Source organism: Kosakonia sp. S57 (assembly GCF_016516575.1).
Lineage (GTDB): Bacteria > Pseudomonadota > Gammaproteobacteria > Enterobacterales > Enterobacteriaceae > Kosakonia > Kosakonia cowanii.
In genome coordinates this window covers 105,816-121,142 of record NZ_JACVUL010000012.1, presented here as the reverse complement: position 1 = coordinate 121,142, position 15,327 = coordinate 105,816, and the positions used below count along the sequence as shown (strand labels likewise).

Sequence of the window (15,327 nt, the reverse complement as noted above, 5' to 3'; positions counted from 1 at the left end):
GCTCATTCACCCTCTTATGTCAGCCCCTTCGGGACGCGCTACATAAACCTTCGAATGACGCACTTAAAGGTGCCTGCCGTCCACCTGCTGATAATTGCGTAGCTTTATCAGACCTCGGGCGAAACGTCGAGTTAGGCACCGCCTAATTACATAACAAAGCCGGGCTTTTGCCCGGCTTTGTTGTTCTTTACCCCGTCACTCAGCTAGCATCTCTGTACCTTATCCTGCGAGAGTACCGCCTTGAAACGCTGGCCCGCTTTTCCCCGCTCCTTACGCCAACTGGTTATGATGGCGTTCCTGCTTATTTTACTGCCGCTGCTGGTGTTAGCCTGGCAAGCCTGGCAGAGCCTCAATGCGCTCAGTGCCCAGGCCCTGCTGACCAACCGCACGACGCTGATTGACGCCCGCCGCAGTGAAGCGATGACCAACGCCGCGCTGGAGATGGAGCGCAGCTACCGCCAGTACTGCGTGCTGGATGACGCTACCCTTGAGCGGGTCTACCAGAATCAGCGCAAGCGCTACAGCGAGATGCTGGAGGCCCATGCCGGTGTTTTACCCGATGACAGACTCTACCAGGCGCTGCGCCAGGATCTGAACGATCTCGCCCAGTTGCAGTGTGCCAACAGCGGCCCGTCACCTGCCGCCTCTGCGCAACTGGAGGCGTTTGCGGCGGCGAATACCGAGATGGTGCAGTCGACCCGCGCCGTGGTCTTCTCGCGCGGGCAGCAGCTCCAGCTTGAGATCGCCGAGCGCGGTCAGTTCTTCGGCTGGCAGGCGCTGGTGCTCTTTTTAGTCAGCCTGGCACTGATGCTGCTCTTTACCCGCATGATTATCGGCCCGGTGAAGGGTATCGAGCGGATGATTAACCGTCTGGGGGAGGGGCGTCCACTGGCGCAAAGCGTGGTGTTTAGCGGCCCGCGCGAGCTGCGCTACGTCGGCGAACGTATTATCTGGCTGAGCGAACGGCTGGCGTGGCTTGAGTCGCAGCGCCACCAGTTTTTACGCCATATCTCCCATGAGCTGAAAACGCCACTCGCCAGCATGCGCGAAGGCACCGAACTGCTTGCCGACCAGGTGGTCGGGCCGCTTTCGCCGGAGCAGAAAGAGGTGGTTGAGATCCTCGATGCCAGCAGCCGCAACCTGCAAAAATTGATTGAGCAGCTGCTTGATTACAACCGCAAGCTGGCCGGCGGTTCGGTCGAGCTGGAAGCGGTAGAGCTGGCACCGCTGGTGGAGATGGTGCTCTCCGCGCACAGCCTGCCAGCGCGAGCTAAAATGATGCATACCGAAATCGCGCTCGATGCGACGACCTGCCAGGCAGAGCCGATGCTGCTGATGAGCGTGCTGGATAATCTTTACTCCAACGCGGTGCACTATGGGGCTGAATCCGGTACCATTCGTCTCCACAGTTATAGTACCGGCGCACGGTTGCGCATTGACGTAGCGAATACCGGCACCCCAATCCCCGAGGCGGAGCGCGAGATGATTTTTGAGCCCTTCTTTCAGGGAAGCCACCAACGCAAAGGCGCGGTGAAAGGCAGCGGGCTGGGGTTGAGCATCGCCAGAGACTGTATCCGCAGAATGCAGGGTGAACTGCATCTGGTAACGGACAGCAAGGACGATGTCTGTTTCCGTATTGAGCTACCGCTTGTCGCGCCGGAAAAATCAACGCAATGAATATAAATCTGGTGAGTATGTCGCATCTCTTTTCCCGCGTGGTCAACGCGATGACACAGCAATCGGGCTGGCTGCGCGCGCTACCTTGCCTGCTGCTGGCAGGCTGCGTGACGCAAACGCCGCCAAGCGCCATTCATGACAATAAAAAACCGCAGCTTCCCGACCGCCAACTGGCCGACTTTTTATTAACGGAATGCAATGATATCTGGACCCTGTCGGGGCAGAGTGTCGACAGCAACCCGCTGTTCTGGCTGCGCGGCATGGATTGCGCCCAGCGCTTGTCGCCCGCAGCGGCGCGCGCGGAAGCGCGTGCATGGTCGGATAACACCTGGCAGGCGACATTCCGCCGCGGTATTTTGCTCTCGAATGCCAAAATCTCGCCCCTTGAACGCCGTGACTATACCGATCGTCTCGATGCCTTAAGCCCGTCGATCCCGGCGCAGGTGCGCCCGCTATTTGAGCTCTGGCGCGATGGCGAAAAAGCACAGTTGCAGTTAGCCGAAGAGCGCAGCCGCTACGCGAAATTGCAGCAGTCCGCCGACAGCGAACTCGACAAACTGCGTGCCCAGCAGCAATTCCTGCATGAGCAGCTTGATACCACCACCCGCAAGCTGGAAAACCTCACCGACATTGAACGGCGTCTCTCCATTCGCAAACCGGCGCCTGCCGATATGCCGGACAGCGCACATCCGGCGAAAAGCGATAGCGATCAGCAGGAGGCGAAACCATGACCAATCGCAAACCGGCGCATCTGCTGCTGGTAGATGACGATCCCGGCCTGCTGAAGCTGCTCGGGCTGCGCCTGACCAGCGAAGGCTACAGCATTGTCACCGCCGAAAGCGGGCAGGAGGGGTTACGCATACTCGCGCGTGAGAAGGTCGATCTGGTGATAAGCGACCTGCGCATGGATGAGATGGATGGCATGCAGCTTTTTGCCGAGATCCAGCGCCTGCAGCCGGGCATGCCGGTGATTATTCTCACCGCGCACGGCTCGATCCCCGATGCCGTTGCCGCCACGCAGCAGGGCGTCTTCAGCTTTCTTACCAAGCCGGTGGATAAAGACGCGCTCTATAAGGCCATCGATGATGCGCTGGAGCACAGCGGCTCCGCCAGCGACGATCAGTGGCGCGAAACCATTGTTACCCGCAGCCCATTGATGTTGCGCCTGCTTGAACAGGCGCGGATGGTGGCGCAGTCCGACGTCAGCGTGCTGATTAACGGCCAGAGCGGCACCGGTAAAGAGGTGCTGGCACAGGCGATCCACAACGCCAGCCCGCGCAGTAAAAACGCCTTTATCGCCATCAACTGCGGCGCGCTGCCGGAGCAACTGCTGGAATCGGAACTCTTCGGTCACGCGCGCGGGGCTTTTACCGGCGCGGTAAGCAGCCGGGAAGGGCTGTTCCAGGCGGCAGAGGGCGGGACACTGTTTCTTGATGAGATTGGCGATATGCCGATCCCGCTACAGGTTAAATTGCTGCGCGTATTACAGGAGCGCAAGGTGCGCCCGCTCGGCAGCAACCGTGATATCGATATCAATGTGCGCATTATTTCGGCGACGCACCGCGATCTGCCAAAAGCGATGGCGCGCGGCGAGTTTCGTGAAGATCTCTACTATCGTCTGAACGTAGTCAGCCTGAAGATCCCGGCGCTGGCGGAGCGCGCGGAGGATATTCCGCTGCTTGCCAACCACCTGCTGCGCCAGTCTGCGGACCGCCATAAGCCGTTTGTGCGCGCCTTCTCCACCGATGCTATGAAGCGGTTAATGACCGCCAGCTGGCCCGGTAACGTGCGTCAGCTGGTGAACGTGATTGAGCAGTGCGTGGCGCTCACCTCGTCGCCGGTGATCAGCGATGCGCTGGTCGAGCAGGCGCTGGAAGGGGAGAACACCGCGCTGCCGACCTTTGTCGAAGCGCGTAACCAGTTTGAACTCAACTACCTGCGCAAGCTGCTGCAAATCACTAAAGGCAACGTGACGCACGCCGCGCGAATGGCGGGGCGCAACCGCACCGAGTTTTACAAACTCCTCTCCCGCCATGAACTGGATGCCAATGACTTTAAAGAGTAAAGGCGAAATGATTATGGTACTGTGAGCAACCGATTACGATGCAGCAGACTGGCAACAGCGTGTAAGGAACGACCATGAAAAAGATTGATGCGATTATTAAACCTTTCAAACTGGATGATGTGCGTGAAGCGCTGGCTGAAGTCGGCATCACCGGGATGACGGTAACGGAAGTGAAGGGTTTTGGTCGCCAGAAAGGCCACACCGAACTCTACCGTGGCGCAGAGTATATGGTGGATTTTCTGCCGAAGGTGAAGATTGAGATCGTGGTGGGCGACGACATTGTCGATACCTGCGTCGATACCATTATCCGTACCGCGCAGACCGGTAAAATCGGCGACGGCAAAATCTTCGTCTTTGACGTTGCGCGTGTAGTGCGTATTCGTACCGGCGAAGAAGACGACGCCGCCATCTGATCTTTCGCCCTCACCGCGCACGGTGAGGGCATCCTGCTTACAGCACCTTGTGCGGGCCGAAGCACTCATAGTGAATGCGATCGCGCTCAACGCCCAGCGTCACCAACTGCTCAGCCGCAAACTGCATAAACGCCACCGGCCCGCAGAGATAAAACTGCATCTCCCCGTCACTCACGCGATCTTTCATCTCCGTAAGCGTCATCAGCCCGGTGCTGTTGAACAGCTCGGCCTGCTCATCCGCTGCGTTTGGCTGGCGATACCAGACATGTTGATAAAAGTGCGGCAGGTTGGCGCCCAGCTCGCTTACCTCATCGGTAAAGGCATGCACCTCGCCGTTTTCCGCCGCATGGAACCAGTTAACCTGCGCGCGGTGATGTCTGTACGTCAGATGGTGCAGCATCGCCAGCATCGGCGTCTGACCCACGCCGGCGGAGATGAGCGATACCGGCGTTTGCGGGCTAACATCGAGGAAGAAATCACCGGCCGGCGCAGCAAGATAGACAACATCGCCAGGCTTCGCTTTATCGTGCAGCCAGTTTGAGACCTGACCGCCCGCTTCACGCTTCACCGCAATTCGGTAGCTTTTGCCGTTTGGCTCGCGGGTGAGAGAGTACTGGCGGATCTCCTGATGGGGAAATCCTTCCGGCTTCAGCCATACGGCAAGGTACTGACCCGGCCGGTAATCGGCGATCGGCTGGCCGTCGACCGGTTCAAACTCAAAACTGGTGATTAGCGTGCTGCGCTGCACCCGCTCCACCAGGCGGAACGCGCGCGTCCCCTCCCAGCCGCCTTTTTTATCGGCGTGCTCGCGGTAAATCTCCGCTTCACGATTGATAAATACACCCGCCAGCACGCCGTAAGCTTTGCCCCACGCGTCCAGCACCTCTTGCCCCGGCTGGAACATCTCATCAATGGTCGCCAGCAGATGTTCACCGACGATGTCATATTGCTGCGGCTGGATCTGGAAGCTGGTGTGCTTCTGGGCGATTTTTTCAACGGCGGGGAGCAGGGCGGGGAGATTGTCGATATTTGCGGCGTAAGCGGCAATGGCATTGAACAGCGCTTCACGCTGATCGCCGTTGCGCTGGTTGCTCATGTTGAAGATCTCTTTCAACTCGGGGTTGTGCTGAAACATCCGATCGTAGAAGTGAGCGGTCAGTTTCGGGCCGGTAGCGGCGAGCAACGGGAGGGTAGATTTAACGGTGGCGATGGTCTGAGCGTCGAGCATGATGGCTTCCTTCTAACGTGCATTTTTAAAGTTGTATTTTATATGCATCTTATAACCGCCAGCCCAAGATTGTAAAGGGCGCAATGAAAGAGGGGTTATCTGACATGAGGAAGTTGCATCACAAAGCTGAAAAGAAATCCCTTTCCTGACCGAAGCCCGTTATTGCTCAAAGCCTTGTGTGACGGGCAGCCAATCGTTTGCGCAAAAACCTTTGTCAAGACCTGTTCTCAGAATTTTAATCAGTTATACTGTCAGCCGTTCCCGAATTCGGGCCCTCATTGAGAGTTGTTTTGTTAGCTGAGTCAGGAGATGCGGATGTTAAAGCGTGAAATGAACATTGCCGATTATGATGCCGAATTGTGGCAGGCTATGGAGCAGGAGAAAGTACGTCAGGAAGAGCACATTGAACTGATCGCCTCCGAAAACTACACCAGCCCGCGCGTTATGCAGGCGCAGGGATCTCAGCTGACGAACAAATATGCCGAGGGCTACCCGGGCAAGCGTTACTACGGCGGCTGTGAGTATGTCGATATCGTTGAACAGCTGGCGATTGACCGCGCGAAAGAGCTGTTTGGCGCGGATTACGCCAACGTTCAGCCGCACTCTGGCTCACAGGCTAACTTCGCCGTCTACACCACGCTGCTGGAGCCGGGCGATACCGTTCTCGGTATGAACCTGGCGCACGGCGGCCATCTGACTCACGGCTCCCCGGTTAACTTCTCCGGCAAACTCTACAACATCGTCCCTTACGGCATCGATGAAACGGGCCACATTGATTACAACGAACTCAATGAGCAGGCGCAAAAACATAAGCCGAAAATGATCATCGGCGGCTTCTCTGCTTACTCCGGCGTGGTTGACTGGGCCAAAATGCGCGAAATCGCTGACAGCATCGGCGCGTACCTGTTTGTCGATATGGCGCACGTTGCCGGTCTGATTGCCGCAGGCGTCTACCCGAACCCGGTTCCGCATGCTCACGTTGTTACCACTACTACCCACAAAACCCTGGCGGGTCCGCGCGGCGGCCTGATCCTGGCGAAGGGCGGCAGCGAAGAGCTGTACAAAAAACTGAACTCTGCCGTCTTCCCTGGCGGCCAGGGCGGCCCGCTGATGCACGTTATCGCCGGTAAAGCGGTGGCGCTGAAAGAGGCGATGGAGCCAGAGTTCAAAACCTACCAGCAGCAGGTTGCGAAAAACGCCAAAGCAATGGTGGAAGTGTTCCTTGCACGTGGCTACAACGTCGTTTCCGGCGGTACCGATAACCACCTGTTCCTGCTGGATCTGGTTGATAAAAACCTGACCGGTAAAGAAGCAGACGCCGCGCTGGGCCGTGCCAACATCACGGTTAACAAAAACAGCGTGCCGAACGATCCGAAGAGCCCGTTTGTCACCTCCGGTATCCGCGTCGGTACGCCGGCTGTGACCCGTCGCGGCTTCAAAGAAGCGGAAGTCAAAGAGCTGGCAGGCTGGATGTGTGACGTGCTGGACAGCATCAACGACGAAGCGGTAATCGAGCGCACCAAACAGAAAGTGCTGGATATCTGCGCCCGTTTCCCGGTTTACGCATAAGATTCCGACCTCAAACAAGCCCGCTTCCTGTGAAGCGGGCTTTTTTTTGCCTGCTCGCCAGTCCTGCACTCCGCCCGGCGCGTTTTAATGTTGCAAAACCTGCGCTTAGGCAAATTTGTTACCTGATTGTTGCTTGCCAGGCCTGGCGTTTGCCGCCAGACTAACGCTTCGATTCAGGAGGAAATCATGGTTCTGCAGTCAACGCGCTGGCTGGCGCTCGCTTATTTCACCTACTTTTTCAGTTACGGCATCTTCTTACCCTTCTGGGGCGTCTGGCTCAAAGGCATCGGGTTAACCCCGGAGATCATCGGTATGCTGCTTGGCGCCGGTCTCGTTGCCCGTTTTCTCGGTAGCCTGTTGATTGCCCCGCGCGTAAGCGACCCTTCCCGATTAATCACCGCCCTGCGCGTGCTGGCGCTGGCTACGCTTATCTTTGCGATGGCCTTTTACGCCGGAAGCCATGTCGCCTGGCTGGCGGTGGTGATTGTCGGATTTAACCTCTTCTTCTCGCCGCTGGTGCCGCTGACGGATGCGCTGGCGGGCACGTGGCAAAAACAGTTTCCGATGGATTATGGCCGCGTCAGGGTGTGGGGATCGATCGCCTTCGTGATTGGCTCGGCGCTGACCGGCAAACTGGTCAGCCTCTACGACTACCGGGCGATTCTGGTGATGCTGTCGCTGGGCACGGCCTCAATGCTGCTTGGTATGCTGCTGCGCCCGACGATTCTGCCTCAGGGTGAAAACCGCCAGCAGGATGGCGCAGGCTGGCCCGCCTGGCGCACGTTGATTGTGCAGAACTGGCGCTTTCTCGCCTGCGTTTCGTTGTTACAGGGTGCGCACGCGGCCTATTACGGCTTCAGCGCGATTTACTGGCAGTCGGTGGGCTACTCCGCCTCAACGGTGGGCTATTTGTGGTCACTGGGCGTGGTGGCGGAAGTGGTGATTTTTACCCTCAGCAACCGTCTGTTCCGCCGCTTCAGCGCGCGCGATCTGCTGCTGCTCTCGGCGGTATGCGGGCTGGTTCGCTGGAGTTTGATGGGCTGGACCATTGCGCTGCCGTGGCTGGTTGTCGCGCAGATCCTGCACTGCGGCACCTTCACCGTTTGCCACCTGGCGGCCATGCGCTACATCTCCGCCCGGCAGGGCAGTGAGGTGATCCGGTTACAGGCGGTCTACTCCGCCGTGGCGATGGGCGGAAGTATTGCCCTGATGACGATGATCGCCGGTTTCCTCTTCGAACACCTGCATCAGGGGCTGTTCTTTATTATGGCGTTGCTGGCACTGCCAGCGCTGGTCCTGCGTCCAACGGTCGCCGCGCAGAAGGGGAGCCCTCAAGCATAATGCGAATATGCTCCTGCTGCTGCTCGCTCAGCAGCCCGTCGGTGTGGATCAGCGGCGCAGAGAAGAGCGGCAGCGGCGTGGTGTAAGGGGTGATGATAAGCGTCACATCTTTCGGCGCGCCCTCTTCGCGGAAGCTCTCCAGCGGCAAGTAACGAATGGTGAGCGGCAGCAGCGTTAACTCGCGCAGCTGCTGCTCAATCTCCTGCTCTCTGGCGCTGTCGTCGCCGGTAATCAGCATTAGTTGCTTCTCATGCAGATCGCTCTCCTGCATCAGCCAGGCACCGAAAATCACCGCCACCAGTCCCGCTTCCTCATCGCTAAAGCGCAGCCCATACTCCGTCTCCAGCCCCTCTAATACCGTGCGCGTGGTGCGCATCAGGCGCGGGTAGAGCTGATTAATCTCTGCCGGCAACGTGTTATCGATGCCGATACCGAACAAACTGCGATCCAGTGCCTGGGCGAGGTGAATATAGAGCTGATTGGTCAGACCCTGCTCGTCGCTGAAATGCATGCCGGAGAGCTGATGGAAGTGAGCAATCATCTGGCTGATAGCCAGGCGCAGGCGGTGATCCTGCTGATGATCGTCCTGGCTCGGATCGGGCGTACGTACCAGCATAAACAGCAGGGTTAAAAAGAGGTGCTCATTCTCATGGGCAGTAGCGGCGACGCGGCGATGCCAGTGGCGAACGATATCCTGCGCCACCAGATACTCGGCGCGCATCTGCGCCCATGCTTGCTGAACGGGGTTAAATTCCGGCGAGTGGCCGCTATGATGCTGCAACAGGCAGTACTGCAAATAGAGACCCAAAAACTGGCGATCGCGACACTCAAACGAGCGTTTCAGGCGGCGCGAGCAGAGGTTGATCAACGCATGCAGATTAATATCGTCATAGAGTGTGCGCGCAATGCCCTGCTGTTTAAGCGCCGTTTTTAATGCGGGCGTAAAGTGTTCAGTAATAAATTCCGGGCAGAGGCGCAGGGCGCGACGCAGCCAGTGCAGCAGGCACAGGCGCTGATCGAGCGGCGTGCCTTCGATGCGGTAACCGCCTTCACCGTAGGGCACGATGGAAAGCCGGTGGTAAAGTTGGATCTCGTTTTGCGTCTCCGCGATATCCTGCAGGGCTACGGTATCATCCACGCCATTAATGGCGCTGATGTTTTTCATGGTGATACCTTGTCCCGGCAGGGCAAGCAGCAGTAGCACCTGGCAGCGACGCTGCGGGCTGGAGAGCACAGATGGTGGGGTCAGCGTCATGGTCATCTGTCAGGGTCCAGTTAGGGTTGGGAAAAAGGGCTATTTGATAAGCGTAGTTAAAGGTATCTTGAGCGACAGCGCAGCCGCCGCATTTTCGACCAGGAATGCCGGGGAGCATCACAGAATTTTTCACGTGAGGAAGAGATGCAATTAGTTAAACAGTGGGTATTGGGGCTTTTTCTCGCGCTTTTATCGTTTTCTCTTATGGCGCACCCGCACAGCTTTATCGTGATGAAGACGCAACTGGTTAGCGCAAACGGTCAGTTTACCGGCCTGAAAATGCGCTGGACGATGGATGAGATCACCTCCGCAGACCTGCTCTATGACGCTGGTAACGCAAAGCCCGGCGAGGAGATCTGGAAAAAGCTGGCGGCGGAGGTGATGGCAAACGTGCTCGGCCAGCACTACTTCACCGAAGTGTGGCATAACGGGCAGAAGGTGAAGTTCCTCAACCGCCCGAGCGAGTATGGCCTCGCGCGTGAGGCGCACCAGGCGGTGCTCACCTTTGTGCTGCCGCTGGCGGAGCCGCAGCCGCTGAAGGGGCAGAAATACACCTTCTCGACCTTCGATCCCACTTATTATGTGGATATGCGCTACGACAAGGAGAGCGACGTCACGCTGCCCGCGGCGCTGCAATCGAGCTGTAAAACGACGCTACATACACCGAAACCCGGCGAAGAGGTGCTGAGCTATGCGCAGTCGCTGGATAAGACCGACGCCCCGGAGGAGGATATGGAACTGGGTAAACAGTTTGCTCAAAGGGTGACGCTGCTATGTCAGTAATCAGCCAACAGATGGCGCGCAAACGGCGCGTATTGCAGTGGTGGCCGCTGCTGCTGTTTATGGTGATGGCCGTGCTCGGCGCACTCTGGCTCTGGCAGGCGTGGCCGCAGGTGGTGATGAGAAGCGCGCTCTGGCAGCGCGAAGTGAATATACAGATGAGCACGCTGCTGAAAGCGGTGGCCGAAAACCCGACCAAAGCGGGCGGCACGCTACTGCTGTTTAGCTTTGTCTATGGCGTGCTGCATGCGCTGGGGCCAGGGCATGGCAAAGTGGTGATCACCACCTGGCTTGCGACCCATCCCTCAAAATTAAAACCCGCTATTGGCCTGACGCTGGCATCCTCTCTGCTACAGGGGCTGGTGGCGATTTTACTGGTAGTTGTGGTGCTGAGCCTGCTGGCGTTGCCCGCCCGGCAGTTGCACCTTAGCGGTTACTGGCTGGAGAAGGGGAGTTATCTGCTGGTCGGCGTGCTGGGGCTGCTGCTCTGCTGGCGCGCGCTGAAACGCCTGCGTCAGCTGCTACAAGCGCCCAGGTTTCGCGCGTTCACGCCGCATCATGTTCATCACGATAATTGCGGATGCGGTCATCAGCACCTGCCAACGCAGTCGCAGTTGCAGAACGGCGGCGACTGGCGCGCACGGCTGGTGATTGTTTTATCGATGGGGATGCGGCCCTGTTCCGGCGCCATTATGGTGCTGCTGTTCAGTAAAGTGATTGGCGTCTTCGCCTGGGGCGTGGCCTCTGCGCTGGCGATGGCTGCCGGAACCTCGCTGACCATCAGCGGGCTGGCGTTGCTGGTGCACGGCTTTCGCCAGTTGGCGGTGAAAATAAGCGGTAAGCGCGCGCCGGTGCTGTGGCGGCAGATTGGCTGGACGACATTAGCCTTAGCGGGTGGCGTGGTGCTGGTGAGTGCGGCAGTGGTGATGTGGATGAGCGCGCTCCCGCCGGGCGGCGGATTACGCCCCTTTTAATCGAGGACGGATACGAAGTGCGGCATTAGTTGCCGGATGGCGGCGAAACGCCTTATCCGGCCTACGAACTGCGGGTTCTGCTTTTGTTGCCGGATGGCGGCGAAACGCCTTATCCGGCCTACGAACTGCGGGGTACTGCTTTTGTTGCCGGATGCGGCGAAAACGCCTTATCCGGCCTACGAACTGCGGGTGCGGCTTTTGTTGCCGTATGGCGGCGAAACGCCTTATCCGGCCTACGTACTGCGGGTGCGGCTTTTGTTGCCGGATGGCGGCGTAAACGCCTTATCCGGCCTGATGGGCCTGCTTTTGTAGGCCTGATAAGCGCAGCGCCATCAGGCAATTCACAAAACCCGGCCAGCGAGAGGATTAACGCTTCAGCGCGTCGCTCAGCTCTTCACGCATATTTGCCAGCATCGCTTTAACCACGCGCGGGTTACCGGCGACGAGGTTACCGGTCATCATATAGTTATGACCGCCGGTGAAATCGCATACCAGACCGCCCGCTTCGCGAACCAGCAGTTCACCTGCGGCGAAATCCCACGGCTTCAGGCCAATCTCAAAGAAACCATCAACGCGACCGGCGGCAACATAGGCCAGATCCAGCGCGGCAGAACCGGTGCGGCGGAAGTCCGCGCATTCGGTAAAGAGTTTGCCAATGATGTTGATATAGGTGGTTGCGTGCTGCTTCGCCTTGAACGGGAAGCCGGTCGCCAGAATGGTGCCATCCAGATCGCGAGCGGTGCTGCCGCGCAGGCGGTAACCGTTGAGCTGTGCGCCCTGGCCACGAGTGGCAGTGAAGAGTTCGTTACGCATCGGATCGTAAACGACCGCCACTTCGGTGCGACCTTTAATACGAACGGCGATTGATACCGCGAAGTGCGGCAGGCGTTTGATGAAGTTAGTAGTGCCATCCAGAGGATCGATAACCCATTGTACATCCGGGTCGGTGCCTTCGTGCTCGCCACTCTCTTCGGTGATGATGGTGTGTTGCGGGTAAGATTTGCGGATGGTGTCGATAATTACCGCTTCAGCAGCTTTATCAACGTTGGTCACGAAATCATTGCTGCCTTTCTGGCTGGTCTCTACGGTGTCAGGTGTTTCGTAGTTTTTGGCAATTAAATTACCCGCCTTGCGCGCAGCACGCACGGCGATATTCAGCATCGGATGCATCGATATCTCTCACTGGATGTTAAAGAACGGAAAACGGCGCGTATCATACCAGCCAATTCGAATTATGTCTCAGCTTTATGATAGTATCCGGCAATATTCTTTAGCCGTAGAAAACCTATGCTGCAAAATATCCGTATTGTCTTAGTTGAAACCTCCCATACCGGCAACATGGGCTCCGTTGCCCGTGCCATGAAAACCATGGGCTTAACCAATCTCTGGCTGGTTAACCCGCTGGTCAAACCCGATTCGCAAGCCATTGCGCTGGCCGCCGGTGCCAGCGATGTGATTGGCAATGCGCAGATCGTCGACACCTTAGATGAAGCCTTAGCCGGTTGTAGCCTGGTGGTTGGCACCAGCGCGCGCTCACGCACGCTGCCGTGGCCAATGCTCGATCCGCGCGAATGCGGCCTGAAAAGTATTGCCGAAGCGGAACACGCACCGGTAGCGCTGGTGTTTGGCCGCGAGCGCGTTGGGCTTACCAATGAAGAGTTGCAGAAGTGCCACTATCACGTGGCGATTGCCGCCAACCCGGAGTACAGCTCGCTGAACCTGGCGATGGCGGTGCAGGTGATCGCCTATGAAGTGCGTATGGCGTGGCTGGCAAAGCAGGAGAGCGATGCGCCGACCGCTGAGCAGGAAGAGACGCCTTACCCGCTGGTCGACGATCTCGAGCGCTTCTACGGTCACCTGGAGCAGACGCTGCTCTCCACCGGTTTTATCCGTGAAAGCCACCCCGGCCAGGTGATGAATAAACTGCGCCGCCTCTTCACTCGCGCCCGTCCGGAGAGCCAGGAATTGAACATTCTGCGCGGCATTCTGGCCTCGATTGAGCAGAAGCAAAAAGGGTAATTCAGGCAACAAACCCTGTCCTGGCGGGTGGTTAAGCGAAGCGGCGAATACTTGACTAAAACAGTCAACTAAATAGTTGACCATTTTAGTCAGGAATGTCAGACTTGCGTCTGCTATGCAACGTTAACATTTTAATAATAAACCCCGGGCAGGGGCGAGTTTGAGGCTTGTAAGACATGAGACTGACATCTAAAGGGCGTTATGCCGTGACCGCAATGCTGGACGTTGCGCTCAACTCCGAATCGGGCCCGGTGCCGTTGGCTGATATTTCCGAGCGTCAGGGAATTTCCCTCTCCTACCTGGAGCAGCTCTTTTCGCGCCTGCGTAAAAACGGCCTGGTTTCCAGCGTACGTGGTCCCGGCGGTGGTTATCTGCTGGGCAAAGATGCGAACAGCATCGCCGTCGGCGAAGTGATTAGCGCCGTTGACGAATCTGTCGATGCGACCCGTTGCCAGGGTAAAGGTGGCTGCCAGGGCGGCGATAAGTGCCTGACCCACGCGCTGTGGCGCGATCTGAGCGATCGCCTGACCGGTTTCCTGAACAACATCACCCTCGGTGAGCTGGTGAATAATCAGGAGATCCTCGACGTCTCTGACCGTCAGCACAGCAACGAATCCCATCGTAACACCCGTGGCCAGGACGCGATCGACGTTAAGCTGCGCGCATAATAATTAAACTGAATTCAGAATCGGGCCAGGGCATCGTCTGATGCCCTGTTAACACGGTCGTACATCCAGCCGGTTGCCTGATTCCTTGCATTAGAGCGATGTACGGAGTTTAAAGAGCAATGAAATTACCGATCTATCTCGACTACTCCGCAACCACGCCGGTGGATCCGCGTGTTGCCGAGAAAATGATGCAGTTTCTCACCCTGGACGGGACCTTTGGTAACCCTGCTTCCCGTTCGCACCGTTTTGGCTGGCAGGCTGAAGAGGCGGTAGATATCGCCCGCAACCAGATTGCTGAACTGGTCGGCGCTGACCCGCGCGAAATCGTCTTCACCTCCGGTGCAACCGAATCCGACAACCTGGCGATTAAAGGCGCTGCCAATTTCTACCAGAAAAAAGGCAAGCACATCATCACCAGCAAAACCGAACACAAAGCCGTGCTGGACACCTGTCGCCAGCTTGAGCGCGAAGGGTTTGAAGTGACTTACCTCGCCCCGCAGCGCAACGGCATTATCGATCTGAAAGAACTCGAAGCGGCGATGCGTGACGACACCATCATCGTCTCTATCATGCACGTGAATAACGAAATCGGCGTGGTGCAGGATATCGCGGCTATCGGCGAAATGTGCCGTGCACGCGGCATTATCTACCACGTTGACGCCACCCAGAGCGTCGGCAAACTGCCGATCGATCTGAGCCAGCTGAAAGTCGATCTGATGTCCTTCTCCGGCCATAAAATCTACGGCCCGAAAGGTATCGGCGCACTCTACGTACAGCGTAAACCGCGTATCCGTATCGAAGCGCAGATGCACGGCGGCGGTCACGAGCGCGGCATGCGTTCCGGTACCCTGCCTGTTCACCAGATCGTTGGCATGGGCGAAGCTTACCGTATCGCGAAAGAAGAGATGGAGAGCGAAATGGCGCGTCTGCGCGTGCTGCGCAACCGTCTGTGGAACGGCATCAACGATATCGAAGAAGTCTATCTGAACGGCGATCTTGAGCACGGCGCACCGAACATCCTCAACGTCAGCTTTAACTACGTTGAAGGCGAGTCGCTGATCATGGCGCTGAAAGATCTGGCTGTCTCTTCTGGTTCAGCCTGTACCTCTGCAAGCCTGGAACCGTCCTACGTGCTGCGCGCGTTGGGCATGAATGATGAACTGGCGCACAGCTCCATCCGTTTCTCTTTAGGGCGTTTCACCACTGAAGAAGAGATTGACTACACCATCGAGCTGGTCCGCAAATCCATCGGCCGTCTGCGCGATCTCTCTCCGCTGTGGGAGATGTTCAAGCAGGGCGTGGATCTCGAATCCATCGAATGGGCTCATCATTAATTTT

The 15,327-nt window shown here is 57.6% G+C and carries 14 protein-coding genes and 1 pseudogene; 12 read left to right on the top strand and 3 right to left on the bottom strand.

Translation table 11 applies throughout. The features are described 5' to 3' along the window. The first annotated feature begins 240 nt into the window (after positions 1–240). From qseE to glnB, 4 genes are all read left to right on the top strand, one after another. On the top strand, positions 241–1,677 hold the full coding sequence (gene qseE / locus IAE48_RS13635; protein WP_034813851.1) for a two component system sensor histidine kinase QseE/GlrK: 1,437 nt from the start codon (positions 241–243) through the stop codon (positions 1,675–1,677). Further along, positions 1,674–2,408 (top strand): two-component system QseEF-associated lipoprotein QseG, encoded by a 735-nt coding sequence (qseG, locus tag IAE48_RS13630; RefSeq protein ID WP_200134713.1) that lies wholly within the window; start codon positions 1,674–1,676, stop codon positions 2,406–2,408. The genes qseE and qseG overlap by 4 nt, the downstream gene beginning before the upstream one ends. Beyond that, positions 2,405–3,742: a two-component system response regulator GlrR gene (gene glrR, locus IAE48_RS13625; protein WP_023481176.1), complete on the top strand. Its 1,338-nt coding sequence runs from the start codon at positions 2,405–2,407 to the stop codon at positions 3,740–3,742. Before qseG ends, glrR begins: the two co-directional genes overlap by 4 nt. A 74-nt stretch (positions 3,743–3,816) precedes the next feature. Next, positions 3,817–4,155 carry a nitrogen regulatory protein P-II gene (glnB, locus tag IAE48_RS13620; RefSeq protein WP_023481188.1) on the top strand — a complete coding sequence of 113 codons (339 nt, stop codon included), beginning with the start codon at positions 3,817–3,819 and terminating at the stop codon, positions 4,153–4,155. A 37-nt stretch (positions 4,156–4,192) separates the two neighbouring features. Here glnB and hmpA read toward each other — a convergent pair whose 3' ends face one another. After that, the gene (gene hmpA / locus IAE48_RS13615; protein WP_200134712.1) at positions 4,193–5,383 is read right to left on the bottom strand and encodes an NO-inducible flavohemoprotein; all 1,191 of its coding nucleotides are present in this window, start codon (positions 5,381–5,383) and stop codon (positions 4,193–4,195) included. Between the two features lie 315 nt (positions 5,384–5,698). On the opposite strand from hmpA, the gene glyA reads away from it, so the two are divergent. Both glyA and IAE48_RS13605 read left to right on the top strand, forming a co-directional pair. Further along, a complete protein-coding gene (glyA, locus tag IAE48_RS13610) occupies positions 5,699–6,952 on the top strand; it encodes a serine hydroxymethyltransferase (RefSeq protein ID WP_023481167.1) in 1,254 nt (417 codons plus the stop codon). 186 nt (positions 6,953–7,138) lie between these two features. Next, positions 7,139–8,293, top strand: coding sequence for a 3-phenylpropionate MFS transporter (locus tag IAE48_RS13605; RefSeq protein ID WP_200134711.1), 1,155 nt, complete (start codon positions 7,139–7,141; stop codon positions 8,291–8,293). Here IAE48_RS13605 and csiE read toward each other — a convergent pair. Then, positions 8,283–9,554: pseudogene (csiE, locus tag IAE48_RS13600) on the bottom strand (stationary phase inducible protein CsiE); the annotation flags it as partial. The gene IAE48_RS13605 and the pseudogene csiE sit on opposite strands and share 11 nt — an antisense overlap. A 138-nt stretch (positions 9,555–9,692) precedes the next feature. Here csiE and IAE48_RS13595 point away from each other — a divergent pair. The 3 genes from IAE48_RS13595 to IAE48_RS13585 all read left to right on the top strand — a co-directional run bounded on the left by IAE48_RS13595 (position 9,693) and on the right by IAE48_RS13585 (position 11,614). Beyond that, positions 9,693–10,331 (top strand): DUF1007 family protein, encoded by a 639-nt coding sequence (locus tag IAE48_RS13595; RefSeq protein WP_200134709.1) that lies wholly within the window; start codon positions 9,693–9,695, stop codon positions 10,329–10,331. Further along, on the top strand, positions 10,322–11,302 hold the full coding sequence (locus IAE48_RS13590) for a nickel/cobalt transporter (RefSeq protein ID WP_200134708.1): 981 nt from the start codon (positions 10,322–10,324) through the stop codon (positions 11,300–11,302). Before IAE48_RS13595 ends, IAE48_RS13590 begins: the two co-directional genes overlap by 10 nt. Before the next feature lie 141 nt (positions 11,303–11,443). Then, positions 11,444–11,614, top strand: coding sequence for a hypothetical protein (locus IAE48_RS13585; protein ID WP_200134707.1), 171 nt, complete (start codon positions 11,444–11,446; stop codon positions 11,612–11,614). Positions 11,615–11,668: 54 nt separating this feature from the next. Here the strand turns inward: IAE48_RS13585 and suhB are convergent, their stop codons facing one another. Beyond that, on the bottom strand, positions 11,669–12,472 hold the full coding sequence (gene suhB, locus IAE48_RS13580; RefSeq protein WP_023481152.1) for an inositol-1-monophosphatase: 804 nt from the start codon (positions 12,470–12,472) through the stop codon (positions 11,669–11,671). Between the two features lie 117 nt (positions 12,473–12,589). Here suhB and trmJ point away from each other — a divergent pair, with 117 nt between their 5' ends. The 3 genes from trmJ to iscS all read left to right on the top strand — a co-directional run bounded on the left by trmJ (position 12,590) and on the right by iscS (position 15,323). After that, positions 12,590–13,321 carry a tRNA (cytosine(32)/uridine(32)-2'-O)-methyltransferase TrmJ gene (trmJ, locus tag IAE48_RS13575; RefSeq protein WP_128482348.1) on the top strand — a complete coding sequence of 244 codons (732 nt, stop codon included), beginning with the start codon at positions 12,590–12,592 and terminating at the stop codon, positions 13,319–13,321. A gap of 176 nt (positions 13,322–13,497) precedes the next feature. After that, a complete protein-coding gene (gene iscR / locus IAE48_RS13570) occupies positions 13,498–13,989 on the top strand; it encodes a Fe-S cluster assembly transcriptional regulator IscR (RefSeq protein WP_023481145.1) in 492 nt (163 codons plus the stop codon). A gap of 119 nt (positions 13,990–14,108) precedes the next feature. After that, positions 14,109–15,323, top strand: a complete 1,215-nt coding sequence (gene iscS, locus IAE48_RS13565; RefSeq protein WP_023481252.1) for a cysteine desulfurase — start codon at positions 14,109–14,111, stop codon at positions 15,321–15,323. Positions 15,324–15,327 lie beyond the last annotated feature (4 nt).

Excerpts from the sequence above, each read along its gene's own strand:
- qseG (WP_200134713.1), top strand. The coding sequence starts at position 1,674 with ATGAATATAAATCTGGTGAGTATGTCGCATCTCTTTTCCCGCGTGGTC.
- iscS (WP_023481252.1), top strand. The coding sequence starts at position 14,109 with ATGAAATTACCGATCTATCTCGACTACTCCGCAACCACGCCGGTGGAT.
- IAE48_RS13595 (WP_200134709.1), top strand. The coding sequence starts at position 9,693 with ATGCAATTAGTTAAACAGTGGGTATTGGGGCTTTTTCTCGCGCTTTTA.
- hmpA (WP_200134712.1), bottom strand. The coding sequence starts at position 5,383 with ATGCTCGACGCTCAGACCATCGCCACCGTTAAATCTACCCTCCCGTTG.
- iscR (WP_023481145.1), top strand. The coding sequence starts at position 13,498 with ATGAGACTGACATCTAAAGGGCGTTATGCCGTGACCGCAATGCTGGAC.
- suhB (WP_023481152.1), bottom strand. The coding sequence starts at position 12,472 with ATGCATCCGATGCTGAATATCGCCGTGCGTGCTGCGCGCAAGGCGGGT.
- glnB (WP_023481188.1), top strand. The coding sequence starts at position 3,817 with ATGAAAAAGATTGATGCGATTATTAAACCTTTCAAACTGGATGATGTG.
- IAE48_RS13590 (WP_200134708.1), top strand. The coding sequence starts at position 10,322 with ATGTCAGTAATCAGCCAACAGATGGCGCGCAAACGGCGCGTATTGCAG.
- glyA (WP_023481167.1), top strand. The coding sequence starts at position 5,699 with ATGTTAAAGCGTGAAATGAACATTGCCGATTATGATGCCGAATTGTGG.
- trmJ (WP_128482348.1), top strand. The coding sequence starts at position 12,590 with ATGCTGCAAAATATCCGTATTGTCTTAGTTGAAACCTCCCATACCGGC.
- IAE48_RS13605 (WP_200134711.1), top strand. The coding sequence starts at position 7,139 with ATGGTTCTGCAGTCAACGCGCTGGCTGGCGCTCGCTTATTTCACCTAC.
- glrR (WP_023481176.1), top strand. The coding sequence starts at position 2,405 with ATGACCAATCGCAAACCGGCGCATCTGCTGCTGGTAGATGACGATCCC.